The sequence below is a fragment of the Oceanococcus atlanticus genome (assembly GCF_002088235.1).
Classification (GTDB): domain Bacteria; phylum Pseudomonadota; class Gammaproteobacteria; order Nevskiales; family Oceanococcaceae; genus Oceanococcus; species Oceanococcus atlanticus.
In genome coordinates, this window is sequence record NZ_AQQV01000001.1 from 1,129,410 (window position 1) to 1,155,030 (window position 25,621).

Annotated in this window: 17 protein-coding genes and 1 tRNA gene; 2 read left to right on the forward strand and 16 right to left on the reverse strand. The window is 58.3% G+C overall.

What is annotated here, in order from left to right; genetic code table 11:
* Nucleotides 1-4: 4 nt before the first annotated feature.
* A complete protein-coding gene (locus ATO7_RS05320) occupies nt 5-3,094 on the forward strand; it encodes a type III restriction-modification system endonuclease (protein ID WP_083560214.1) in 3,090 nt (1,029 codons plus the stop codon).
* Between the two features lie 23 nt (nt 3,095-3,117).
* Here ATO7_RS05320 and ATO7_RS05325 read toward each other — a convergent pair whose 3' ends face one another.
* The 16 genes from ATO7_RS05325 to ATO7_RS05400 form a co-directional block, all read right to left on the reverse strand.
* Complete coding sequence (locus tag ATO7_RS05325) at nt 3,118-5,052, reverse strand: ATP-dependent nuclease (RefSeq protein WP_083560216.1); 1,935 nt, start codon at nt 5,050-5,052, stop codon at nt 3,118-3,120.
* Nucleotides 5,049-7,673, reverse strand: a complete 2,625-nt coding sequence (locus tag ATO7_RS05330; RefSeq protein WP_083560218.1) for an AAA family ATPase — start codon at nt 7,671-7,673, stop codon at nt 5,049-5,051. The genes ATO7_RS05325 and ATO7_RS05330 overlap by 4 nt, the downstream gene beginning before the upstream one ends.
* Nucleotides 7,660-8,754 (reverse strand): metallophosphoesterase family protein, encoded by a 1,095-nt coding sequence (locus ATO7_RS05335; protein ID WP_083560220.1) that lies wholly within the window; start codon nt 8,752-8,754, stop codon nt 7,660-7,662. Before ATO7_RS05335 ends, ATO7_RS05330 begins: the two co-directional genes overlap by 14 nt.
* A gap of 183 nt (nt 8,755-8,937) precedes the next feature.
* Nucleotides 8,938-9,267, reverse strand: coding sequence for a hypothetical protein (locus tag ATO7_RS05340; protein WP_083560222.1), 330 nt, complete (start codon nt 9,265-9,267; stop codon nt 8,938-8,940).
* 141 nt (nt 9,268-9,408) lie between these two features.
* Entirely contained in the window at nt 9,409-12,189 is a 2,781-nt protein-coding gene (mobF, locus tag ATO7_RS05345; protein WP_158523059.1) for a MobF family relaxase, read from the reverse strand.
* A gap of 1 nt (nt 12,190) precedes the next feature.
* On the reverse strand, nt 12,191-12,499 hold the full coding sequence (locus ATO7_RS16735) for a hypothetical protein (protein WP_146680156.1): 309 nt from the start codon (nt 12,497-12,499) through the stop codon (nt 12,191-12,193).
* Nucleotides 12,496-12,732, reverse strand: coding sequence for a hypothetical protein (locus tag ATO7_RS05355; RefSeq protein ID WP_083560228.1), 237 nt, complete (start codon nt 12,730-12,732; stop codon nt 12,496-12,498). Before ATO7_RS05355 ends, ATO7_RS16735 begins: the two co-directional genes overlap by 4 nt.
* Nucleotides 12,733-12,940: 208 nt before the next feature.
* Nucleotides 12,941-14,977 (reverse strand): type IV secretion system DNA-binding domain-containing protein, encoded by a 2,037-nt coding sequence (locus ATO7_RS05360; protein ID WP_083560230.1) that lies wholly within the window; start codon nt 14,975-14,977, stop codon nt 12,941-12,943.
* A gap of 254 nt (nt 14,978-15,231) precedes the next feature.
* The gene (locus ATO7_RS05365; protein ID WP_083560232.1) at nt 15,232-16,410 is read right to left on the reverse strand and encodes a tyrosine-type recombinase/integrase; all 1,179 of its coding nucleotides are present in this window, start codon (nt 16,408-16,410) and stop codon (nt 15,232-15,234) included.
* Nucleotides 16,411-16,568: 158 nt separating this feature from the next.
* A tRNA-Ser gene (locus tag ATO7_RS05370) sits at nt 16,569-16,661 on the reverse strand.
* Between the two features lie 127 nt (nt 16,662-16,788).
* Complete coding sequence (gene csrA, locus ATO7_RS05375; RefSeq protein ID WP_083560234.1) at nt 16,789-16,980, reverse strand: carbon storage regulator CsrA; 192 nt, start codon at nt 16,978-16,980, stop codon at nt 16,789-16,791.
* 105 nt (nt 16,981-17,085) lie between these two features.
* A complete protein-coding gene (locus ATO7_RS05380; RefSeq protein WP_083560236.1) occupies nt 17,086-18,321 on the reverse strand; it encodes an aspartate kinase in 1,236 nt (411 codons plus the stop codon).
* The gene (gene alaS / locus ATO7_RS05385) at nt 18,321-20,924 is read right to left on the reverse strand and encodes an alanine--tRNA ligase (RefSeq protein ID WP_206044796.1); all 2,604 of its coding nucleotides are present in this window, start codon (nt 20,922-20,924) and stop codon (nt 18,321-18,323) included. Before alaS ends, ATO7_RS05380 begins: the two co-directional genes overlap by 1 nt.
* 70 nt (nt 20,925-20,994) lie before the next feature.
* The gene (locus ATO7_RS05390; protein ID WP_158523060.1) at nt 20,995-21,462 is read right to left on the reverse strand and encodes a regulatory protein RecX; all 468 of its coding nucleotides are present in this window, start codon (nt 21,460-21,462) and stop codon (nt 20,995-20,997) included.
* A complete protein-coding gene (gene recA, locus ATO7_RS05395) occupies nt 21,437-22,483 on the reverse strand; it encodes a recombinase RecA (RefSeq protein ID WP_083560242.1) in 1,047 nt (348 codons plus the stop codon). Before recA ends, ATO7_RS05390 begins: the two co-directional genes overlap by 26 nt.
* 29 nt (nt 22,484-22,512) lie before the next feature.
* Nucleotides 22,513-23,013: a CinA family protein gene (locus tag ATO7_RS05400; protein ID WP_158523061.1), complete on the reverse strand. Its 501-nt coding sequence runs from the start codon at nt 23,011-23,013 to the stop codon at nt 22,513-22,515.
* A 25-nt stretch (nt 23,014-23,038) separates the two neighbouring features.
* On the opposite strand from ATO7_RS05400, the gene mutS reads away from it, so the two are divergent.
* Nucleotides 23,039-25,600, forward strand: a complete 2,562-nt coding sequence (gene mutS / locus ATO7_RS05405; protein ID WP_330395393.1) for a DNA mismatch repair protein MutS — start codon at nt 23,039-23,041, stop codon at nt 25,598-25,600.
* Nucleotides 25,601-25,621: the final 21 nt, after the last annotated feature.

Below are 25,621 nucleotides of genomic sequence, written 5' to 3' on the forward strand. Positions count from 1 at the left end.
GGCCATGAAGCTCAAATTCAAGGTTCAGCCTTACCAGACCAATGCCGTCGAAGCTGTGGTGGATTGCTTCGCCGGCCAGCCGAAAGTCGATGCCCTGAGCTACCGCATGGACCCTGGTCGGCAGGCGCAGGTCAGCGCTTTTGATGAAGGGTTCAAAAATGCGGATCTGGTCCTGAGCGAGCCACAGATTCTGGAAAACATCCAGGCCGTGCAGCGCCGCCAGAATCTACCGTTGTCCAGCTCGCATACCGAGTTCACCACGTTTGATAAAAAGGGAAACACAACACCGGTTCCTGCAGGCTATAAACGGGACGCCCTCGCGGCAACGCGCCTGCACCTTGATGTGGAGATGGAAACTGGCACAGGCAAAACCTACTGCTACATCAAGACCATCTTCGAGATGAACAAGCTCTATGGCTGGTCCAAATTCATCATCATGGTGCCGTCAATCGCTATTCGGGAAGGCGTGTACAAATCACTGGAAATCACGGCGGACCACTTTACCGAGAGCTACGGCAAGAAAGCCCGCTTCTTCATTTACAACTCCAAGCGCCTACACGAGCTGGAGAGCTTCTCGTCCGACGCGGGCATCAACGTCATGGTCATCAACATCCAGGCGTTCGCGTCACGCGGGGCGGACAACCGGCGGATTTACGACGAGCTGGACGATTTTCAGTCGCGTAAGCCGATTGACGTCATAGCCTCCAACCGGCCTATCCTGATTCTTGATGAACCACAGAAGATGGAAGGGCCGGCAATGCTGGAATCCCTACCCAAGTTCAAGCCTCTGATGATTCTGCGGTACTCCGCGACCCACCGAACCCAGCACAACCGTATCCATCGCCTGGATGCCCTGGACGCCTACAACCAGAAGCTGGTCAAGAAAATCGCCGTGCGCGGAATTCAGACACGCGGCCTCGCGGGCACCAACGCCTACCTCTACCTGGAAAGCATCGAGATATCCAAGAAGGCACCCGTTGCCCGAATTGAGCTGGAGGTCAAACTCAAGTCAGGCGAAATCAAGCGTCAACTCTGCCGGCTGGAGTTTCAGGACAATCTCTACACGAAGTCCGGGGATCTGGATCAATACCGCGAAGGCTTCACCATCTCGCAGATCGATGCCAACAACGACACGGTGGAATTCACCAATGGCATTGTGCTGCATGCCGGTGAGGCGACCGGCGACGTCTCAGAGGGCGACATTCGACGCATCCAGATCCGCGAGACGATCAAGGCCCACCTGGACAAGGAAAAACAGCTCTTCGGCCGGGGCATCAAGGTGCTGTCCTTGTTCTTCATCGACGAAGTCGCCAAGTACCGCGACTACGACGAGGCCGACGAGAAAGGCGAATACGCCCGCATCTTTGAGGAAGAGTACGAGCAGCTGAAGTCGGAGTATCTCTCCGAACTCGCCATCGACAACGAGGCTTACCGCAAGCATCTCGCCGACATCAACGCCGCCAAGACGCACAACGGCTATTTCTCCATCGACAAGAAGACCAACCGCCTTAAAAACCCGAAGGTCGGTGCGCGTTCGGTGGATTCCGATGACGTGGATGCCTACGACCTCATCCTGAAAGACAAGGAGCGCCTGCTGTCCTTTACGGAACCGACCCGATTCATCTTTTCCCACAGCGCTCTGCGCGAGGGCTGGGACAATCCCAACGTGTTCGTGATGTGCATGCTCAAGCACAGCGACAACACCATCTCACGCCGTCAGGAAGTCGGCCGTGGGCTGCGCATCTGTGTTGATCAGCACGGTGACCGCATGGATCACCCTGCCGTGGTCCACGACATCAACGTGCTCACCGTTGTCGCCAGCGAAAGTTACAAGGATTTCGTTAGCGGCCTGCAGAGTGAAATCGTCGAAACGCTGTCTTCACGCCCGCGCCAGGCCACCGAGGACTACTTCGCCGGCAAGGCGATGCAAACCGACCAGGGCGAAGTGGAAGTCACGGCGGCCATGGCCAAGCAGATCTATCGCTATCTGCTGAAGAACGACTACACCGACGATGCCGACCAGATCGCCCAGCCTTACCACGACGCGAAGGAAACCGGATCACTGGCGGAGTTGCCGGAAGAACTCAAGCCCTATGCCGAGCAGGTCTTTCAGCTAATCGACAGCGTATTCAGCGAGGCACAGCTGCCGAAGGTCGATGATGGGCGCAAGCCAAAGATGAACCCGCTGAACGCCAACTTCGAGAAAAAAGAGTTCCTGGCCCTGTGGGAGCGCATTAACAAGAAGGCCGTGTACCGCGTCGATTTCGACTCCGACGAGCTGATTCGTAAATGCGTCTCCGCTCTGGACAAGTATCTGCGTGTCACCAAGCTGCAGTACACCGTCTACTCCGGCATCCAGCGTGATGGCCTCACTCACACTCAGTTGGAAGGAGGCGAGGCTTTCGACCAGACCCACTCCGAAACTGAATATGGCAAGTCGGCCCACTCGCGGGTGAAATACGACCTGATTGGGAAAATTGCCGACAACGCGAAACTGACGCGCAAGACTACAGCGAGCATCCTCAGCCAGATCGAAGCTCCGGTCTTTGGCCAGTTCAAAGACAATCCCGAACACTTCATCGCCGAAGCATCGCGGCTCATCAATGAGCAGAAAGCCGCCATGGTCATCGAACGCCTGACCTACGACGAAACCCAAGACCGCTACGACACCCAGATCTTCACCGATAACCAGACCGGCCAGGATTTCTCACGCGCGTCAGCAAGGCTCAAGAACCACGTCTACGACTACGCCATCACCGACTCAGAGATCGAAAAGAAATTCGTACAGGAACTGGACACCAGCAGCGAAGTCGTCGTCTACGCCAAACTTCCTCGAGGGTTCCTCATCCCCACACCCGTCGGCGACTACAACCCCGACTGGGCCATCTCCTTCAAGGAAGGCAGCGTGCGCCACATCTACTTCGTCGCAGAAACGAAGGGCACCATGTCATCCATGAAGTTGCGGGACATCGAGCACAAAAAAATCGAATGCGCCCGAAAATTCTTCGACGAGCTTGCGAGCCACCAGGCCAACGAATGCATTAAATATGACGTGGTCACCGACTATGCGAAGTTGATGGATTTGGTGGCGTAAGGCTCAGTACCGAGGGATATTTCTCAGTTTGACTGGCCGATCGTTCCCTCTGAGAACTTTATGATGTTTTCGACCAACTTCACGAGCGACGGCGATCGTTCGCCCGCATCCCAGGCACCCTTGAGCGCTCGCGAAACCGCAAGGGGGTTCTTCGTTAGACCTCCCGGCTGTCCATAGTGGGCGGCTGCTTCGTCTTTATGATGAGCCCAATTGTCCCCAAGCTCCGACACCACGAGCTCGGTTAGATTCGTCTTCCACATCACAAAATCTGACTCCCATACATGATCATCAGGCCAATTGCTGTGTGACGAGTAACCCATCAGGGCTGAAATTGAGGCGTTTTCTTTCTTGTGCTGGTCAATGTGGCACTGCTTTTCGGTGTTGGTGTCAGAATCAATGACTACAAAAGCGGGAATCCCCAATTTTTTCGCCATGGCGAGTGGCTTTATGATCTCGCTCTTGCCGCCGACCGGCACGATGTGACATCCGAATCGGCGGAACGGGGTCATCAAGTCAAGAAATGTGAGATATGAGCTGATGTGCGCAACGTCTTCAATTCCTTCCACCAGCACCAATACTTTGCAGAAGAACATCTCGTTTATGGTGGGATTGAGAGTCGGGTACAGCTTCGCAAGCATTCCCTTTTCCTGAAGCAGCTTTTGACCAACATCCTTAAGTGATTTGGCTAAATCCTTATAAGTGAGCTGTTGGACCTTTGAGCAAGGGGGGGCACCAAATTCTCGCACTACACGAATGGCTTCAAAGTCGTCGCCAGGAACAAACAATGGGCTGTGCGAGCAAACAACTACTTGGTTTTCGCTCTCCGCCAGATCGTGCAGCACTTCAGCTAGATATTTCGCTTGCGGAGGGTGTTGATAGAGCTCAGGCTCCTCAATTGCAAGAATGAGAGTGGGCGCAGATTCATCCGTTGACGTCGCCAGCTCCTGGAGAAGCGTCAGCATGAAGGATCGTTGCATTCCATGGCCGAACCTTGCCAGCTCACCTTCAAACCCCCTTTCACCGAGCTGAATGTATGCCCAAGGCTCGTCAACCTTGACCGACCTTTCAGGGTCCTGGGTCCACAGAACCTTGGCAGTGGCAGCAGGATGGGCCCAGTTCTGGAGCTTTGACTCCAGTGACTTGGAGAGATCATCCAAAACAGACTGTTCGGCATCGAGCATGCTTTGGTAATTAGTCCGAAGCGTTTCGCGAAGTTCCGACACTTTTTCGGAAAAGTCGACTTTAGTCCGAATAGTCCTGGAAAGGAGTTGACCAAGTCCCGAGGTCTTTGATTCCTGACTTTCCTCTGTTATGTCCTTGACCGCCGGGACAAACACCCACTGTAAGTGCGGAGCGAGGCGATTTGTCCCCCTTGTTGCACCGTAGAATTGGTCCTCGCTCGGAATCAGCGAACACTGGTCTGGATGGCTTGCTTCGTATTCTTGAAGGGCCGTTGCCATTGCTTCTTTTGTACCGGCACCCGCCAGGTCAGGATATTTTGACTTGAGCTCGGCGAAGATGGCCTTCAACTCACCCGCCTTGCCCCCAGCCTTGTCCGCCTCAAAATATGTCCGGAAATCGTCCATTCCGAGCCGGTTCCCGAACTGCTTAACTTCGGCCCGCTCAGCATTTGCATCGTATTTGGCAATGGCTGAAACAATAAGTTTGTCCTGTCTGACGTAGTCGGCCAGACCCTCTTTTGCAGCATCAGAAAGGTCTATAAATGTGACCGTGATCCGAATTGGATCGCTCACGTTCTTGTGATGAAAATCATCCGCGGATAGCTTGCTAAGGTCCGTCTTCGAATCCTTGTACTGCCGAAAAAATACGTTTAAAGCAGCCAACACTGTTGATTTACCGGCACCATTGGGCCCTACCAGGCAACAGTAGTTGCCGAAGTAGATGGTTTCATCTTTGAAGGCCCGAAAATTCTCGATATGAACTGATTCAATTTTCATGCGGGGTGCCTTGTTGCTGGTAGTCGGTGGTGGAAGTCGGCCCCAAGAGCATCAAACAGCACTTCGTGGCATGTGAACACGATGATTTGGAGCTTGTTCGATGCACGATCCAACACTCGATGAACGAGCTTGATCCTCTCGGGATCAGAGTTCACCAGGCTGTCATCCAGAATCAGCGGAAGTCGATCATCGCCGGCCAGTACTTCGGCCAGACCTATACGGGTCATCAAGGAGAATTGTTCCTGCGCTCCTCCGGATAGGGCTTCAAACCCTTCTTCAATGTTGCTGCTTTGAAGCCCCGTGAAATCCAGCTTGTCTCCGTGCTGCAATGACGATCCAGGAAAAATATCCGCCAAGTACGGCTGGATACGTTTGGTAACTGGGGCGGTTAAGCGGTCGACAAGGGCCTGCTGTTTCTCTGCAAGCACGTCGTAAAGCCGTTTGGCTGCGCGAGCATCACGTTCAAGCCTGGTCAGTTCGGTTGTTGCGAGTTCCAGCTCGGCCTCGCAGTCCTGTACCTGTTCATAGCTCCCGGCCTGAACCAGCATCCGCAGCGACCCCTGTAACTCATCGAGCTTGGACTTGGTTTCTGATTGACGCTGTTCAAGCTTTGCGGCCGCGCGCTCCAGGCGCTTTGCGTCATCGTCGACCTGCTCCCCACCCAAGGCATCGAATCGCTGAACGGCATCATCGAAAGCCATCTGTGCCAGTCCCAGTGCCCGCTTCATCTCTTCGTGAGTGGATTCAAGGTCTGCACGTGCAGGCGTCGCATCGAGTTTGCTGAGACGGTCCTTCTGCTGATTCGCCAAATGATCCACTGTGGCTTTCACCGTGGCGAGTTCGGTCCTATGCTGAGTAACAAGCTTATCGACCGCATTCCGCTCGCTTTCCGCATTTTCTAGTGCTTGCTGCGCGGCTTCGTGGGCGTCGGTTGCTGATGGCAGATCGATACTGTCATCAACTTCGCCCAACTCGGCGGACTTGATCCGCAACCTTTCCAACTCTTCCTTCAGTGCCGCGAGTGGTTGTTTGGAAATCAGCCCGGCTTCGCGTTCCAGGGCCTGAATCTCCCGAGTCACTCGAGACCACTCCTGCTCCGCTTTTACGGCTGCCGCGACATCGGTGACACCCAGCGATTCGAGCGTATCTTTTAATGCGTGCTCAGCGTCATCGACGGCGGCCCTCAGATCATCAAGGGTCCCCTGTTGCGGACGAACTTCGATGTCAGCAATTCCGTCCAGCGTGATGCGCTCGCGGCCAGTGACAAGAATTTCGCGCTGACCGCCGGTTTCTAAAGGTTCGCCATTGACCTGGACGTGCTGCCGGGCGGTGATGCCAATACGCATCGCGGCACCATCGAGCTGCGCCTTGGCCACTTTGCATTCCTGCTCCAAGGTTCGCAATGAAGTCAGATTATCCTCGGCGACCTCGACAAGGTTGACCCGTTGCTCGCGAAGCTGACGAACCTTGGCTTCGTTTTCTTCCAGTTGCTTTACCGTTTCCTGCAGCGCATTTATCTGCTCGTTGGTTTGACGTGCCTGCGCTGCTTTCTGGGCAGCCTTGTATCGCTCCCTCGCAGCCTCACGCTGTTCAAGGGCCAGTTGGACCGCCTGTTCTTTCTGTACCAGGTCATCGACCAGTTGCTTCTCCCGCCCGAGAAGCTCGTTCACCCTCTGCCGGGCAGCTACTAAGACGTTTTCAGCCACTTCAATTTCAGATTCCAGGACGATTCGGGCACTCAACGCATTCTCGGCGTTCTCTTTACGATTCGCTGCCAGGTCCCTGCTCGCCTGTTTGTTGTCGCGGTCATTGCGCGCATCTCGCGCAGCCTCTGCTTTTTGCTTAGCGACCTTGGCCTCATTACGCGCCAAATCCAACCTTGGAGCCAAGTCGGTCATCTGCCGGCGAATGTCGGCGAGCTCAGCGGCTGTACTGGCTTGCCGCTTGTAATTCACCTCAGCTGTATCGAGATCGAGCCGTGCTTTTTCGCACCGTGTTCGTGCTTGCTTCAGCTGCGTCTTTTCCTGCCCGGACGGCGTGAAAAAGCGATCCCGTTCCAACGCCGCCAACTCGAGCAATTTTTTGCCCGACGCAGATATCGCCGCGGTGCCGATCTCTCCTGCCAACAAATCCTGCAGTCGAGCGTGACTATCGCTGTTCAAAGAACTGCTGGCTGCGTCGCGAGATTTCCCTTGTTCGACCAGTAACAATGGCCAGATCCCCATGGCATCGTCCGATGTTTCACCACGGCCCGTGGCTTCTCGACCACCAATCAGCGACATCAGCTTTTCTTCGGCATCAGCATCCTTGATCGTCTTGCCTCCACCCGAAAGCTCCGCATACCCCCCTTTCAGGAAGCGTTTCGACAACTGGTATGTGACGCCTTCATTTTCAAAGATCAGCCGCACCGTTGGCGATTCAGGACTCGTCCAGCTTTGCAGGCTCTGCTTGTGCTGCGCGGTGCCTTTATACGACTCAAACAAGGCGTATCGAATCGCCTGGAAAAACCGGCTCTTCCCGGCCTCGTTTGGGCCACAAATCAGGTTCAACGTTGTGGAAAACGGCCCCAGCTTCCCCGTTAGGCCACGCCAGTGTTCAACTTCAACTTCAAGCAGACGCATCTGACGCCTTCCTTTGCAGCCGATACATCAAGCGCACGGCATCTTCGTCTGCTGGATCTGTATTCTGTCGGAGTTCTTCCAGGGCGCTGGCTAGAAAGCCTTCGGCCGACATACTCGCGAGATCATCATCGGTAGGTTGGGCATGCAAGTTGTCGGCGCTCGTTCGGAGAAACACCACGCGCTGACCGTAGTCCTCCAAGAATTCATCCAACTCCTCACGAGCCCCCATCGATAAGGCCCCGTCCAAGCTAAGCTGGACCAAGGTTTTCGAAATTGATGGCGTCGCATTAAGCCGGTCGCGCAACATCGCGACCTGGCTGTCATCGGAAAAACTCACCCCAATGGAATTCCAGTAGGTTTGGCCGACGAGGACAGGCTCCACCTTGGGTTCGTCGCCAGACGATTCAATGTCTACGACCAAGGCGTAACCTGGTTTCTTTTCCTTGAAGCGCGTCGCCTCGTGAGCACCGGAATACCAGATTCGAGGCCCCATGTTCAGAAGTCCGTGCCAGTCGCCCAAGGCTAAATAATCGAAGCCTTTGGCGATGACCGATTGGGCGTCAATCAGATTCGGGGTTTCGGAATCCGCACTGTCGTCGAAGTTGATGATACCGCCGTGGGCGACAGCGACACGGACTCCATCGTCATCGCCGCGTTCTGGAAGCCATGATGTCGGATCCTCCGACTCGTGCCGCCGAGTCAGCGGGCACGGAATGAGCGTGCCACCGGCAACGCTGATTGGCTCACGTTTGTGCAAAACACGCACATTACTCGGAAGATCCAACCGAAGCAGAGCGCAATCTTCAGTGCCAGCATCGTGGTTGCCAGGAAGCAGGAATACAGGAATGTCACCAAACGCCTTGAGGGCGTCTGATGTCTGCTGCAGAGCGTCTTTGCCGAGTGCGTTGTCATCCAGCACATCCCCCGCAACGACAACAAAGTCGACCTCGCGATCCTTCGCAAGCTCTGCAATTTTTTCGACGGTTTGAAATCTGAGCAACCGCATTTGTGCTGCGCGCTCAGGATCCAAGTATCGAAGCTTCAAGCCAAGTTGCCAGTCAGCCGTATGTATGAATTTCACACCCCTCCCTCAGCTGCGCTTGACCGCGCGGCTATAGGATCGATGCTACAACAACTTGCATCCAGCAAACTGAATTGCCTCGCACAGCCCGTCCGCCGAAAACCAAGCTCAGCAGAACTGCCACCATGGGCATGATCCAGTTTGCACTCTTGGTTCGGCACTCAGCTTCAGGGCGGAGTCGTTTTATTGCATCCCCACGAAGTCACGGACACGAATAGCTCTTTTTGTTTCGGCAGCTGAGGCAGGGCGCACATCGCCCAACCCGTTTTCACATTGGCAGACTTGCTGACCGTTTGAGTCGGTGAGTGTAAATACTCGTAACGCATCGGGATCGGGCAACTTAAGTCCCTGTCGCTCGCAGTCGTCATACATCGCAATGAGTATCTCCGGCACCCATGTCCCGACACACGGGACTTCATCATTCGGGTCATACAGATAAAGCGTATTAGGGGGCTCAAAGATAAAATTAAAAAATTTCTGACGAACCTTAATTTTCCCAGGAATCAGCTCCATTGCATTACCACTTCTTTAATTGAAAGATTTTGCAAATCTCGCTTAGCGTCGCGCGGCACATCCATGATCGGAAAAGTGCTCAGCCCTCTTTCTGACCTCGAGGTCAGTACCGCCCCAAACGCCTTGGAGCGCGATGCTGCCTTAAATGCGATATTCCTCATGAGCACTGCTGTCTAGCTCCTTTTCAAGTCCATCAATAAACCTCTCAAGCCTTGATCTTTGGCCTAGGTCTATGACACAGGATTCGGATTCAATCTGAGTTAGCCCTTGAGATTTTTCACCGCTGTTGAACTTGAGACTGGAAGCAAGCTTTTCAACAGAGTCGGTCACAATCTTCGCCTCCTCCCTGGCACGTGAAAGACAAACGTAAGCTGTTCGCTGACTGCTCAGACTCGATGTGCTGGGCAAATGAGCAATGACACGATCAACCGTTTTACCTTGGGCTGCATGTGCTGTAACGGCATATCCAAGCCGCAGATAGCGATTAAACGGATTGGCCAGATCAAGCCAGATTCGCCGTTGGTCGACCGTTTTTATGAGCAAGCGGTCACCGGCCTCCGAGTAGTCCTCGAGGGTCACCAGATCTCCATTCACCAGCCTATGCATCCTGTGGTTAGCAGTGACCTGCAACCGACATCCTTTTGCAAGCTTCATTGGAACAGTGCGCGCCACCCGAACATGCGACGCATCAGCGCCTTCCGGTGACCACCAAGTTTCAACTCCGTTACTCGCTCGAAGTAGGACTTCTTTCCGCGCCAATGACACGTCTGCCACTTGATATTCCGCCAGGGGGCGTAGCTGGCTGCTTGCTTTCGGCCTGGAAAAGCTCACCATCACCCCCTTGCTGTAGCTGGATGTTGAGCATTTTTCCCGAGCCGTCCAGTCAACGTTCTCACGCATATCCAGTTGCCTGGCGTCCGACAGCCCACCACGTTCCAGCAGCTTGTTGAGCACCACCTCATTGATGAGTGACCGTCCTCGACGCGACGGTTCGATGACAAGACACCCTTGCCGCTGTGTCGCATTCAGGTCCAGGTACGCCCCAGCGATGACCTCGAATCTCCGCTCCTCGTCTTCATCCTCGGTAACGCACTCTTCGTTTGCGAGCATCTGAACGGCGCGCGACGCCATGCCCCTGGCAGCGTGATCCACCACCTCACGCAAGCTCTCCTGTTTCTGTCGCAGGATCTTTGTGAGCTGGAAGGTTTGCATGCCGGCATCCTGCAATTGGGCGAAACTGCGGCCGGCACTGACACTGCCGATCTGCTGCCGGTCGCCCACCAAGATCATTCTGTCGCGCGGGCCAACCCTCGACATCAGGCCGGTAAGTTCCGCCGTTGACAGCAGGCTGGCCTCATCCACGATGAAACAGCGATCGGCCGTGGGGGTTTCGTTTGTGCGCGCAAGAAAGCCCGCCACCGTGTCCGCTCGATCAAGCCCTGCCCCGTTCTGGAGTTCTCGAACCGCCGAATGCGTCGGAGCCAGGCCCACCACCTGAACCCCGCGATCTCCAAATCGGGACGCGAGGAACTTGAGCACGCTCGACGTCTTTGCCGTCCCGGCCAGCCCCTGCAGCCCGACAATCCGGTTGTCTGACGCCAAGATTCCGATTGCGGCACGTCGCTGCTCGGCAGTCCACTCCTGATCACTGGCCGCAGCACACTCTTCGACGGCTCGCTCAGCCGATGCGACATCTTCTGCGGGAGCCAGCTGATCTCGGCCGGCTAACTCCAGAGCAAGAACCTGGCGCTCGGCGGCCACGACGCCCGGCGTCGTCCAGGCGCTTTGACCGTGCCATTCGCGCTGAAGCAATTGCCCCGCACGCGCCCGCTCATTGATTTCGTGTAGGACCTTATCGGGATGGACACCGCGCTTCATCGCCTCAACACATGCACGGCGGACAAGGTCCTTTTGCAGGACGCGGGCCTCGCGTTCGAACAGCGTATCGACCGCCACATCAACACTGGCCGTAGGCTCCCCGGCCCAAGTGGGCTCCGGAGTGCCCAATGCGGATGAGGTCACGTCGAATTCAACCGATGCGGCGTCCAACTCCGACTGCCAAACCGTCCTGAGCTGCGCCGGACTCACCTCAATTTTGGCTTTTCGCGTCTCCAGGTTGGCCACCTGCTTTTGCCGCGCCGATGCGTTCTGGATGGTGACACCGTGTTGCGCCAGCGCCTGAACAATCGACTGCCGTCGCTTGCTAAACACGTCGCGGACCTCATGAGGCACGGACGCGATTTCCACGTGCGGCGCATCGTGCGCACCTTCGGCACACACGTCGTAGCCCAGCGATCGGAGGCGAGCACCCAGCGCCGCCTGATAGATGGCATCGGCGGCTTTCTGCTGCCTGAAGAACTCTCGGCTTTCGAGGCTTCTTGGATTCTCGCCTCGGCAATTCGTGACATTGAAGATCACACAATGCGTGTGGAGCTGCGGATCCAAATCACGGCTTGTCTGATGCGTGAACAGTGCCGACGCGAATCGGCCGGTGCGAACGTGATTCACGGATGTCCCGCACCGGAATCTCGTCGTCGTTTGTTGCTGCAAATAGGCCAGTGCGATTCGCACAGCCGCACGATGTGCCTGAGCCACAGCATCATCGCCATACACAAGCGCCAACACTGAAATGGATTTCGGAGCCGAGAATGTCACGTCATATCCAGGCCGATGTCGCAGCCTTTGCGGCCTCGCGGAATCAACACCCGTCTGGCCAACACTCGCATCCGACGTGACGATACCGTTCAGCAGATCTTCAAAATCCGGACGATCGACTTCTCCGCGTAAGCCGAGGTCTTGCGCCAGGGCACCAAACCACTCGGATTCATACTGCGCCAATGGCGGTATGTAGTAGTCGTCAACGTGCTCGACGAAGTAGGCGGTGGCATGGGCCGCCGACCGCACCGGACTGATGGTCAGCATGTCATGACTTCGGTAGTCGTTGAATGATGGCCTTGCCCAATCGCCCGACCCATTCCGCAACTTCATCGTGACGATTGCGGCTGGTTTGCTCGGCTCTCTGGAAGGCCCCTCTCACCATCACCTCCACCCTCTCTTCGAAGGCTTCCAGGCGGCTGGCGAGCGCAGTCGTGATCTGATCGGTGACTGCATCGACAACGGCCTGCGACTGGATGAGGAGGCGGATTTTTTCGGTCGTGGTCTCGCCCGGCATCGCTGACAACGTGTCGAGCTCATCCGGACCGAGCCGCACAGCGATCACGCGCGATTTCATTCGCCGCCCTCGCCGCCGGTCTGTGCGCCCCGCCCATGGCGAAGACGCTCAACGACCACAGAAAATTCCTTTTCAAGCACCGGACGAGACAGCCCCAGCGCCAGCAAGCCGCTGCTGCGTGCGGCCAGCTCAACGGCCCTAGCGCGCCGCCTTTCTTCGATGCGCTCCTCTTCCTCCAACTGCGCCTGCAGGGCCGCAATCTTCTGGTTAATCCGATCAATTTTTTTGGTCATATCCAAACAGCCTCTGTTTACGGCATGTATCGCCGTGAAATGGGGCGATGGCACCGGCGAAGCGCAGTAGGTGTAAACACCTGTTTACGCGGCTACTAATTGTTTTTACAGGGTATTTATCTTCTTTGGCTCAGCACCACCGTGCGTGGTGTGTGGACTCTGGACAAGCGGCACGCTTGTCCAGAGTCAATCCTAAATATCTATCGACCTAGCGGGAGCTGTTGTCGCTAGGGGCACTGGTGGGACCAACAATATCGTCCGGGTCGATCCAGTCCGGTTTGTCACGGTTAGCGTTGTGACAATCATCTGCTGACGCAGAATGTTGCCTGGACGACTCGGCACTGTTGTCATTCTGATTCGCAACAAATGTCCTGAAGCGCTGGCGCCCCAAGTCCACACGAGGAACTCTGATCGCCCGATAACCGGTGACACCCGGCTGAAGCACGACACACGTCCAGTCTGGAAGCCCTTTGAAAAAAGATGTCGACACAACGTCCTCAATCCTTGAGCTCGACTGTTCCGATTCTGATCGCGATGGAGACGCACCAAAAGATGACGACTTACTGGTGCTGACGCGGGTTATCTCCTCAGTTCCGACGAGGCTCACCAGCCACTTGAGATGTGTAGGCTCGCCAGACCGAAATAAAAACTTGTTGCCGAGACCCTGCACAATAGCTGCAGATCGATGCTCACCCCAATGCTCATGTAACTGTCCAATACTCTGAAAGCTAACCGCACTTACCAAGCTGAATTTTCGACCTAGCGATAGCGCCTTGGGAATCGCGTCTTGAGCGGGAATTTGCCCAAATTCATCGAGCAGCATCCAAAAGCGCGTCGCTGATTCGCCCAGCTCCATTTTGGCTGAGACCACCATTGCTGAAACAAACGAGGCCAGTGCAAAGGCCTCATCTTCATGCATCTCGTTCACGACGCAGTACAGCCATCGGCCAGTCCCTTGTGAGTCACGCACAAATTTGCGCACTGAGAAAGCATCAAACCCAGCCATTGGATCCAATCCATCGATCGCGGCGAGCGCAAAGCCCCCGACCCCCCGGACAGATTCGAGAAAACGCGCCGCATCTTTGGCCAATACGCTTCTGAGTCGATCACTCTCTGGCAGATTTTGCTTGAAGAATTCGGCATCAGCTTCGTTCAACAACTGAACCAAGGACCGGTTGGTCACTTCCAGACCCGAACGCCTCTGACGAAAACAGATCCGCAGACAACTTGCGACCAATAGACGGCCCCTTTGAGCCCATTTTCGCTCCTCACTTGAACCACCAGACACAGGCACGAGGGCATTAGCGACACGTTTGCAGTCTGACTCCGCATGAATCTCCGCTAGCGGGGAGTAGCTAATGCTGCGGCGGTCGTATGAGGACAGAAAAACGTCATGTGATTTACGAAAATAGCGAGAGAAGATCTCGCCTTGATAGTCGACGATCAACGCGTTCTCGGACAGCGAACGCACATGTTTGGCGAGCGTCTGCAGCAACGTGGACTTGCCAGCCCCCATGTCTCCCACTGCCATAAAGTTTCGTCGCGCCAGCCGTCCTGAAACGCGTACGGGCCCCAACCACAAAGTACGCCCTGGAAACATGAAGCGCTCGACCTGTCGTGCAAGAGCCATGACCCATCGAGCCAGCAGAATCAAAAGCAAGATCACGACTGGAAGCAGCCCAGCGCTCACGAATCCGATCACCCCACCCTGAAACCAACGGCTTAGGAATGGTGTGCCCACTGCCTGTAAAGGCCAGGCACCGACCCGACGCACTTCTGGCCAAGTTATCTTCCAGCTCTTCTGAACTTCGCCCAGCTGCGAGGTGAGTGCTTTTCCCGGGGCTATCGCCACTACCATCGTTGACGCACGAAATGCCGTTGCGCTTACGAGCTCGGGGTGCTCACCTCGAGACGTTGGCCGGGTATCGGAAAGAAAAAGCCCGGCGCCGAATCCCAAGATCCCCAGAAGTACGGCTCCCAACACCAGGCTAACAAATCCAAATTGTGCCGCGCCTCGCTGAGAGCGACGCGCACATACAGCCTGAGGCCGGTCAGACATCCAATTTTCGACATCTTTGAGCGCCCAAACGATGCGACGAGCATTGGGCATATTTCCGGTTGCAAGAGGCTGTGGAAAATCATCTACGGCAATTCGCCGATAAATCGTCGAGCGCGAGAGTCCCGTGAGCTGAATTACCTGCGAAAGGGAGAGAAATCGCGACGTTGTGCTGGTGATGGAATCCATCTGAACCGTCCTGATTTTGCGTGAGACGGTTTCTTATTAAGCACAGCAATTTTTCGAGGTCAATAAGTTCCGGCAGCGGGAGCACGGCCACCGGTTTTTTTAACACACACCCCCTGTAACATATTGTTTATCAAGACATAACTACGTCTTGCTAAGTGGCCACAAAAGCGAGACACCTTATTATGTAAGGTGAATTTTCCACCACGCCAAAAGCCCGAACTGGCCCTCGGGCGCGAGCGGCTTTAGATAAGCCACTAAGCCACAAATTGGCCCCAGCTTTTTGCAAGCTCAACACGTTGGTCCCAGTAATCTGCGCGGGAATACGCAGCTTTGACGGCGTTTAATTCCCGGTGAGCAAGCGCGGCTTCAATCACCTCACTTCGTGCATGTGAGCTTTCATAAGCCCACGTGGAAAACGTGCTTCGAAAACCGTGAGCGGTGACCTTGCCCCGCAATCCCATCCGATCGAGCGCCGAAAGGAAGGCATTGTTTGAGATCGGCTGCACACGGCGCTGAGGAGATGGAAACAACCAGTTCCAGCGTTCACCACGCTGCACGGACATCGCTTCAAGAATCTCGATCGCTCGTCCACACAGTGGCACATCGTGGGACTCAGCCGCCTTCATGCGCGACGCCGAAATGGTCCACACGCCGCTATCCAGATCCACCTCGTCCCAAGTCGCATGAATAACCTCGCTGGTGCGTGACGCCGTCAGAATGAGGAACTCAAAGGCTAATCGCGTGGACTGGCTTAAATCGCTGTCTCGGAGCCTTTTCACAAAGCCTGGCGCATCCTTCCATGGCAAGGATGCAAAGTTTTGCTTTTTTGCCGGCGCTGGTAGATGCCCCCTTAGGGCAACCGCAGGATTATGCTTGACCGCACCGCGGAGCATTTCGCGGTTATAGACAGCTTCGACGCGTTGGCGAATGCGCGTCGCGGTTTCGTGCTTGTGAACATTCAAAGGCTCGAGGACCGCAAACAATGCCGGGCTTTCGATAGCCAGCATCGGCTGATCGAAGAGCGCTCCGAGGTGCTCCAAGCTATTGAGCCACTGCGCCGCATGTTTGTCATTGCGCCAGCTGTGCCGTTTGAACTCGACAAAGTCGATCGCGGCTTTGCGCAGCGTGAGGGCTTTATGCGCTTCTTGCTGCTTGGCCGCCGCCTTTAGCTCATCGCGAACGTCGATCGGATCGCGCCCCTCGGCGATGACCGCGCGCCATTTCGATGCGCGCTCATTGACGAAGGCCAAGGTGACCTGAGGGTAGACGCCAAGCGACATATCGCGTCGACGCGCCGTTATTGGCGACACATAGCGAAACAACCAGGACGGGCGTCCGCGCGCTTTCACATCCAGGTAAAGATTGTCGTCGACATGGTGCCGACCTGCCTGCTTGGCGAGGCGCTCGACTTGCGCGGCAGTGATGCGTTTCATGATGACGCTGTGGGGGAACAATTTCTGGAGAGCTGTCTCCCCACACTGCGCCCCTCATGGAAATGAGACTCCATGATATTCAGCGAAACGCCAAGAAGAAAATTTTTCTTTAAATTCAGAAAGTTTGGGACGTCCTGAGACGTCCCGAAACTCTTAGATGGCGGAGAAGGAGGGATTCGAACCCTCGATGAGGCTATAAACCCCATACTCCCTTAGCAGGGGAGCGCCTTCAGCCACTCGGCCACTTCTCCGGAACTCGTCTTGATCCGCGCAGCAACCGCAGCGCGGCCATGCACGACCTCGCGCGTTCGGTGATCGAAAACTGCGCGAAAGGCCGCGTAGGATACCGATTTTCAGCGCCGGGTCAAAGCACTTGCGTCATTCGTCGCTGGACGACGCCACGCCGCTGGTTTCGCGGTTGCGCTCCAGCACCTCTTCACGGTGCACAGCAACCTCGCGCGGTGCATTCACACCGATACGAACCTGATTCCCTTTAATTCCCAAAACTGTGACAGCAACATCGTCCCCGATCATCAGGGACTCCCCAACCTTTCTCGTCAGAATTAGCACGTGAGTTCTCCATTGCTCACTGTAGGTGATCGCCGATCTCCGCCGGCGCCCCGCATGGCGATTTCAGTCTAACGCGCGACGACCACAAAAGGTTCCGTTGCGCCGCTACAGCGCTTCGTCCTGCGGCTCGCGATCCAGCGCGAAATCCTTGTGCAGGGAACGTACGGCCAATTCGAGGTATTTGCTGTCGATGACCACCGAGATCTTGATCTCCGAGGTTGAGATCATGCGAATGTTGATATTTTCGCGAGCCAGAGTCGCAAAGGTCTTGCTGGCCACCCCGGCGTGCGAACGCATACCCACACCCACCAGGGAAACTTTAACGATGTCATCGTCACCACGCACGTCCTTGGCGCCCAATGAACCGGCCACCTCACGCATGATCTGAAGCGCCGTGGCGAAATCACGCTTGTGCACGGTGAAGGTGAAATCGGTCAGACTGTCGGAACCGACGTTCTGAACAATCATGTCGACTTCAATATTGGCCGCCCCAATCGGCCCGAGTATGGCCGAGGCGATACCCGGATGATCGGGTACACCGACCACGGTGAGCTGGGCTTCATCGCGGTTGAACGCGATGCCTGAAATGATGGGATCTTCCATCTCGCTTTCCTCAAGACTGATCAGTGTGCCGGGGCCTTCGGCAAAGCTCGAAAGCACCCGCAGCGGCACGGCATATTTTCCGGCGAACTCAACAGCGCGAATCTGCAGCACCTTGGAACCGAGGCTGGCCATTTCCAGCATTTCCTCGAAGGTGATGCGCTCCAGCCGACGTGCATTGGGCTCAACCCGCGGATCGGTGGTGTAAACCCCGTCCACATCGGTGTAGATCTGGCATTCGTCAGCCTTGAGCGCCGCCGCCAGAGCGACCGCCGTGGTATCCGAGCCGCCGCGCCCTAGCGTAGTGATGTTGCCGTGCTCGTCGGAGCCCTGAAAACCGGCCACGATGACCACACGCCCCTGCTCAAGATCAGCGCGCATGCGTTCACCATCGATCTTCTTGATGCGCGCCTTGGTGTGCACATCGTCGGTCAGTATGCGCACCTGAGAGCCGGTGTAGGAGCGCGCCGGCTGACCGATGGCATCCAGTGCCATGGCCAGCAAGGCAATCGTGACCTGCTCACCGGTCGACAGCAGCACGTCCATCTCGCGCGCCACCAGCCTGCTACTAATCTGATTGGCCAGCCCGGTCAGGCGATCGGTTTCCCCGCTCATCGCCGAGACAACCACCACGATGTCGTCGCCTCTGGCACGCGCAGCGGCGACCTTGGCAGCGACGTTTTGAATGCGCTCGACCGAGCCGACGGACGTACCGCCGTACTTCTGAACTATAAGGGCCATTAGTTTGCGAGTTTGCCTTGAACGAAATCGGTCACGCTGGCCAGCGCGGCAGGCAGGTTTTCCGGCTGATTGCCACCGGCCTGGGCCATGTCCGGACGACCACCACCCTTGCCACCGATCTGCGAGGCGACGTGATTCACCAGTTCGCCGGCCTTGATCAGCTTGGTCTGGTCATCGCTGACACCGGCAACCAGGGCGACCTTGCTGCCGTTGACCGCGGCCAGCACGATGACCGCGCTGCCCAGACGGTTCTTGAGGTCATCAACCATCTCCCGCAAGGCCTTGCCGTCAATCCCGTCCAGACTCGCGGCAACCAGCTTGAGCGGACCAATGCTTTGCGCCGATGCGGCCAGATCGCCGCCCTGTTGAGCGCCCATTTCCTGCTTAAACTTCTTGAGTTCTTTCTCCAACTCGCGCTGACGTTCAAGCACCTGGTCGATGCGTTCGCCCAGACCATCCGGCGCAGTTTTCAGACGCGCCGCCAAACCGTTGACCAGGCCATCAAGATCGCGCGCCCAGGCCAGCGCTCCGCGCCCGGTCACCGCCTCGACACGGCGCACACCGGCGGCCACGCCACCTTCGCTGATGATCTTGAACAATCCGATATCGCCGGTGCGACCCACATGCGTCCCACCACACAGCTCGCACGAGGTATCACCCAGGCGCATCACACGCACGGTCTCGCCATATTTTTCGCCAAACAGGGCCATGGCACCGGCATCCAGCGCCTCCTGATAACTGCTGACGCTGACCTCGGCCGCGTGATTGGCCAGGATCTCGGCGTTCACACGCGCTTCGACCTCGGCGATCTCGTCGGCGCTCATGGCCTGCAGATGGGCAAAGTCAAAGCGCAGGCGGTCTGGCGCAACCAAAGAGCCCTTCTGCTGAACATGGGTGCCGAGCACCGCGCGCAGGGCGGCGTGCAGCAGATGGGTGGCACTGTGATTGCGGATGATGTCGGCACGACGCTGCTCATCAACCTGGGCGTGCAAGGCCGTGCCCACACGCAACTCACCCTCGACCACGCGGCCCAGGTGCATGATCGCGCCGGCAGCATCCTTGCGCGTATCTTCGACCACGAACCGCAGCCCGTCGCCAAGCAGTTCCCCGGTGTCGCCAACCTGCCCGCCCGACTCGGCGTAGAACGGCGTGCTGGCGAGAATCACGGCGCCTTCATCGCCCGCGCCGAGCAGCTCCGCAGCCTGACCATCGCGCAGCAAAGCCTGCACGCTTTCACGCGCACTCAGGGCCTCGTAACCAACAAATTCGCTGGCTTCGCCAACCCCGGCGTCAAGCCCCGCCGCAGCGCCGAAACGGCTAGCCGCACGAGCCCGCTCGCGCTGCTGCTGCATGGCCGCGTCGAACCCGGCGACGTCGACCTGCAAATCACGCTCGCGCGCCACGTCCTGGGTCAGGTCCAGCGGGAAGCCGTAGGTGTCATAAAGCTTGAACACGGTGTCGCCATCCAGCGTGCCCTCAGCGGCCTCGCACGCGGCATCGAGCAACTTCATGCCCTGATCCAGGGTTTCGGCGAAACGCTCTTCCTCCTGACGAATCACCTTGCCGACAAAATCCTGCTGCGCGGTCAATTCGGGATAGGCCTGGCCCATCTCCTCGACCAGCGCCGGCAACAGCTTGTAGAAGAATGTGCCCTCAATGCCCAGCTGGAAGCCGTGGCGGATGGCACGCCGCAAAATGCGGCGCAATACAAAGCCGCGCCCTTCGTTGGACGGCAGCACGCCATCCACGATCAGAAAGGCACAAGCGCGAATGTGGTCGGCCAGCACACGCAGTGAACGATTGGCCGGATCGGCATCCGGCGCCAGCTCGCGCACGGCCTTGAGCAGATGCACGAACTGATCCGTGTCGTAGTTGTCATGCACATGCTGCATCACCGCCGCGACGCGCTCCAGGCCCATACCGGTGTCGACCGAGGGCTTGGGCAGCGGCGTCAGCGTACCGTCAGCCGCGCGGTTGTACTGCATGAACACCAGATTCCAGATCTCGATGTAGCGATCGCCATCTTCCTCAGGCGTTCCGGGCGGCCCGCCGGCGATTTCGGGGCCATGATCGTAGAAGATCTCGCTGCACGGACCACACGGACCGGTGTCGCCCATCTGCCAGAAGTTGTCCTTGGCGCCGATGCGGGCCAGCTTGTCGGGCGCAACGCCGATGTCATTAAGCCAGATCGCTTCCGCCTCGTCGTCGTCCTCGAACACAGTGACAAACAGCTTGTCGACCGGCAGCTTCAACTCGACAGTGAGAAACTCCCAAGCAAATTCGATGGCTTCGCGCTTGAAATAATCGCCGAAGCTGAAATTGCCCAGCATTTCGAAGAATGTGTGATGGCGCGCGGTGTAGCCGACATTTTCCAGGTCGTTGTGCTTGCCACCAGCACGCACACAGCGCTGGCTGCTGACCGCCCGGTTGTAGGAACGCGGCTCCGTGCCCAGGAACGTGTCCTTGAACTGAACCATCCCGGCATTGGTAAACAGCAGGGTCGGGTCGTTGGCCGGGACCAGCGGACTGGACGGCACGGCCTGATGACCCTGACGCTCGAAATAGCCGATGAAACGGCTGCGAATCTCGTTACTGCTGATCATGGACACAACGGCTTTAATCGCGGGATGCAAAACCGCGCGATTCTAAGCCAAGCCCGGTGAATTGGCGACCTCAGGCCAATTCGTCGGCTGCCAGTGCCGCCAGCGCCGCGTCGATTTGCTCCGCATCAAAGCCACGCGCATACAGTTTCTGGCGCCGACGCGGTTCGGGGTCGCGCGCGGGCAAACGCCGGGCCGCCCGCAAACAGGCCTCGTCCCAGTCAATGTCATCCTGATTCAGCGCCGCGGCGCAAACCTCGCCCTCAATGCCCTGGGCGGAGAGCTCGGCGCTGACCCAGCGCGGCCCCCGCGCCTGCCCGGCACGGTGGCGCGCCATAAAGGCGGCGTAACGGCTCTCGTTGAGCCAGTCGCGCTGTTGCAACGTCTCCAGCGCCTCATCCAGCACATCGCTGGAGTAGCCTTTGCGACTCAGCTTTTGACGCAGCTCGCGCGCGCCATGTTCACGCCGCGCGAGCAGACTGGCGGCGGCCTCAAGGGCTGCCGCCAGCGTATCTTCAAACGGCTTCTTCGGTCGCTTCACTCGCAGCTTCGCTAGCGTCGGCCGGTTTGCGCTTGGGCAGGAGAATCTCGCGCAGCTTGGTATCGAGCTGCTTGGCCATGTCCGGGTGCTCCTTGAGGAACTCGCGCGCGTTGTCCTTGCCCTGGCCGATCCGCTCACCGTTGTAGCTGTACCAGGAGCCGGATTTCTCGACCAGATTGTGCTGCACGCCCAGATCAATCAGCTCACCCAGCCAGGAAATCCCCTCACCGTAGAGAATTTCGAACTCGGCCTGCTTGAACGGCGGCGCCATCTTGTTCTTGACGATCTTGACCCGGGTTTCATTCCCAATCACCTCGGCGCCCTTCTTGACCGCGCCGATGCGGCGAATATCCAGCCGCACGGAGGAGTAGAACTTCAGCGCGTTACCACCGGTGGTGGTTTCCGGCGAACCGAACATCACCCCGATCTTCATGCGGATCTGGTTGATGAAGATCACCATGGTGTTGGCACGCTTGATGTTGCCGGTCAGCTTGCGCAGCGCCTGCGACATCAGGCGGGCCTGCAAACCAACATGCGAATCGCCCATCTCACCTTCGATTTCCGCCTTCGGAACCAGCGCCGCAACGGAGTCGATAACGATGATGTCAACGGCTGCCGAACGCACCAGCATGTCGGCGATCTCCAGCGCCTGCTCACCGGTATCCGGCTGCGACACCAGCAGATCGTCGACGTTGACACCCAGCTTGCGGGCGTACTCGGGGTCGAGTGCGTGCTCGGCATCGATGAATGCCGCGGTGCCACCCGCAGCCTGCGCGGCGGCCACCGCCTGCAGGGTCAGGGTGGTTTTACCGGAAGATTCCGGGCCATAGATTTCGATCACGCGACCACGCGGCAAACCGCCGATACCCAGGGCCACATCCAGCCCCAGCGAACCGGTGGAAATGGCTTCTATGTCGCGCACCGGGCCACCATCGCCCAGGCGCATGACCGAGCCTTTGCCAAATTGGCGTTCGATCTGAGTCAGCGCTGCGGCGAGCGCTTTTTTGCGATTGTCATCCATGCGTGTTCTGCCAGTGATTCAAGTTTCGATTATCTCAGGATTGCCGAGGAATTGCCGGACACCGCCTGGTGCAGATCACGCACAGCCTGTGCCGCAGCGGCCTCGCGGATCGTGGCGCGATCGCCTGCGAACTGATGCCGCGCAAGCTGCGTTGTCGCGCCATCTCCCATGGCTATCAATACGAGACCCACGGGCTTTTCCGGACTCCCACCGCCGGGGCCATACACACCGGACTCGACCAGCACCCAGTCCGCGCCGCTCAAGCGCCGTGCACAGGCGGCCATTTCGCGCACGCTGGCCTCGCTGACTGCGCCATGCTCGATCAGCGTTTGCGGGGCCAGCCCCAGCAGCGCGGTCTTGAGGCTGTCGTGATAGCAGGTCAGTCCGCCAAGAAACCAGCGTGAAGCGCCAGCTGGCGCAGACAGGTGCGCCTGCAGCGCGCCACCGGCGCTGGCTTCGACCACGAACAGACGCTGCCCGCGACGAACCAGCGCTTCACCGAGCGATTCGACCTCATGACTTGCTAGCATTGTGGGTTTTCCGACCGCAAAGACCGTGAGTTCAGACCTTAGCGCGCACACGCCCATGATGCAGCAATTCCTCGCGCTCAAGGCCGAGCATCCAGAGGAGCTGCTGTTCTATCGCATGGGCGATTTCTACGAGCTGTTCTACGACGACGCCAAAACCGTCGCCAAGTTGCTCGACATCACCCTGACCACGCGCGGCCAGTCGGCCGGCCAGCCGATCCCCATGGCCGGCGTGCCGCACCATGCCTACGAGCAATATCTGGCGCGCCTGCTGCGCCTGGGCCAGTCGGTGGCGATTGCCGAACAATTCGGCGACCCCAGCGCCAAGGGCCCGATGCAGCGCAAGGTCGTGCGCGTGGTGACACCGGGCACGGTCACCGATGAAGCCCTGCTGGATGCTCGCCGCGAAAGCGCTCTGGGCGCCATCGCCAGCGTGGGCAACACCTACGGCATCGCGCGCCTGGATCTGGCCAGCGGGCGCTTTGTCATCGCCGAGTTCGATTCGGCCCACGCCCTGCATCAGGATCTGGCCACTGCCCCGCCCGCAGAACTGCTGATCAGCGACGCCAGCGAAGCGCCGCCCCTGACCCGTCTGCCGCCCGTGCGCAGCCGTCCGCACTGGCATTTCGAGCTGAGCAGCGCCCGCAAATTGGTGCTCGATCAGTTCCGAGTCCGCGATCTCAAAGGCTTTGGTTGCGATCGCTGCAGCGCCGCCATCGCAGCCGCCGGCGCGCTGTTGCAATACCTGCGCGACACTCAGAAACAGGAGCTGCCGCACATCACCGGCCTGCGCCTGGAGCAAACCGGCACGCTGCTGCGCATCGACCCAAACAGCCGGCGTAATCTGGAGCTGGAGGTCAACGCCAGCGGCGAACGCGACAACAGCCTGCTCGACCTGCTCGATGTCTGCGCCAGTGGCATGGGCAGCCGCTTGATGCAGCGCTGGCTGCGCGCCCCGACTCGCGACACCACGGTGCTGCGCGCCCGCTATCAGGCGGTCGAGGCGTTGCAACTCAACCGCAGTTTCGAGAGCCTGCATGATCAGCTGCGCGGGCTGTGTGACATCGAACGCGTCAGCACCCGGGTGGCACTGCGCAGCGCGCGCCCGCGCGACCTGTCAGGACTGGCCCGCACCCTGGCCGCCCTGCCGTCCATCGCAGCCAGCCTGCCGGCCAGCCCGCGCCTGGATGAGCTGGGCAGCGCGATCGGCGCCTACCCCGAACTGTGCGATTACCTGAGCGCGGCGATCGAAGCCGAACCGCCGGTGCTGCTGCGCGACGGCGGCGTGATCCGCAGCGGTTTTGACAGCGAACTGGACGAGCTGCGCGAACTTGCCCACAACTCGGCCGACTTCTTGCGCAAGCTGGAGGAATCGGAACGCCAACGCACCGGCATCGACAGCCTCAAAGTCGGCTACAACCGCGTTCACGGCTTCTACATCGAACTGCCGCGCAGCCGCTCGGCCGACGCACCGCCGGAGTACACCCGACGCCAGACGCTCAAGAATGCCGAGCGTTACATCACCGAAGAGCTCAAAAGCTACGAGGACAAGATTCTGTCGGCCCGCGAGCGCGCCTTAAGCCGCGAGAAGCATCTCTACGAGCAAATCCTCGACACCCTGCAACCCGAACTGCCGAAACTGCAGGCCACCGCCGCCGCGGTGGCCGAAAGCGACGTACTGGGCGCCTTCGCGCGCCAGGCCGAGCGCTATCACTGGGTTACCCCGCAGCTGGTCGACGGCCCTCAGATCCGGATTCGCGCCGGGCGCCATCCGGTGGTCGAAGCGCTCAACCCGACCAGTTTCGTGCCCAATGACCTGGCGCTTGACCAGGACCGCCGCATGCTGGTCATCACCGGCCCCAACATGGGCGGTAAATCAACCTACATGCGCCAGTGCGCCTTGATCGTGCTGCTTGCCCATATCGGCTGCCATGTGCCGGCCGATGAAGCCCTGATCGGCGCCGTGGATCGCATCTTCACTCGCATTGGCGCCGGTGATGACCTGACCACCGGACGCTCGACCTTCATGGTCGAAATGCAGGAAACCGCGGAAATTTTGCACAACGCAACCGCGCAGTCGCTGGTTCTGATGGATGAGATCGGGCGCGGCACAGGCACCTACGACGGGCTTTCGCTGGCTCAGTCTGCGGCTGAAGAGCTGGCCGCCACGGTGGGCAGCTTTACGCTGTTCGCCACCCATTATTTCGAGCTGACCGCACTGGCCGATGCACAGCAGGGCGTGCACAACGTGCATCTGGACGCCACCGAACACGGCGATGAGCTGATTTTTCTGCACCGGGTCAAAGATGGCCCGGCCAGCCGCAGCTATGGCTTGCAGGTGGCCCGATTGGCCGGGGTGCCGGCACCAGTGCTCAAACGCGCACGCAAGCATTTGCAGGCGCTCGAAGCCGGCGCCCAACACACGCTCGGGCCGGTGCCACAGATGTCCTTGTTCAATGACAGCGCGGCGCCAGCCGAGACCTCGGCTGTGGAGGAGACTCTGGCCGCGATCGACCCGGACAACCTCACGCCACGCCAGGCCCTGGAGCAGCTGTATGCGCTCAAGCGCCTGCTTGACGAGGAGGGCTAGGCCGCCACGGCCAAGCCCTGG

Coding starts and splice junctions, on each gene's coding strand:
- ATO7_RS05320 (WP_083560214.1), top strand. CDS start 5: ATGAAGCTCAAATTCAAGGTTCAGCCTTACCAGACCAATGCCGTCGAA.
- ATO7_RS05325 (WP_083560216.1), bottom strand. CDS start 5,052: ATGAAAATTGAATCAGTTCATATCGAGAATTTTCGGGCCTTCAAAGAT.
- ATO7_RS05330 (WP_083560218.1), bottom strand. CDS start 7,673: ATGCGTCTGCTTGAAGTTGAAGTTGAACACTGGCGTGGCCTAACGGGG.
- ATO7_RS05340 (WP_083560222.1), bottom strand. CDS start 9,267: ATGGAGCTGATTCCTGGGAAAATTAAGGTTCGTCAGAAATTTTTTAAT.
- mobF (WP_158523059.1), bottom strand. CDS start 12,189: ATGCTGACCATCAGTCCGGTGCGGTCGGCGGCCCATGCCACCGCCTAC.
- ATO7_RS16735 (WP_146680156.1), bottom strand. CDS start 12,499: ATGAAATCGCGCGTGATCGCTGTGCGGCTCGGTCCGGATGAGCTCGAC.
- ATO7_RS05355 (WP_083560228.1), bottom strand. CDS start 12,732: ATGACCAAAAAAATTGATCGGATTAACCAGAAGATTGCGGCCCTGCAG.
- ATO7_RS05360 (WP_083560230.1), bottom strand. CDS start 14,977: ATGGATTCCATCACCAGCACAACGTCGCGATTTCTCTCCCTTTCGCAG.
- ATO7_RS05365 (WP_083560232.1), bottom strand. CDS start 16,410: ATGAAACGCATCACTGCCGCGCAAGTCGAGCGCCTCGCCAAGCAGGCA.
- ATO7_RS05380 (WP_083560236.1), bottom strand. CDS start 18,321: ATGGCCCTTATAGTTCAGAAGTACGGCGGTACGTCCGTCGGCTCGGTC.
- alaS (WP_206044796.1), bottom strand. CDS start 20,924: ATGATCAGCAGTAACGAGATTCGCAGCCGTTTCATCGGCTATTTCGAG.
- recA (WP_083560242.1), bottom strand. CDS start 22,483: ATGGATGACAATCGCAAAAAAGCGCTCGCCGCAGCGCTGACTCAGATC.
- ATO7_RS05400 (WP_158523061.1), bottom strand. CDS start 23,013: ATGCTAGCAAGTCATGAGGTCGAATCGCTCGGTGAAGCGCTGGTTCGT.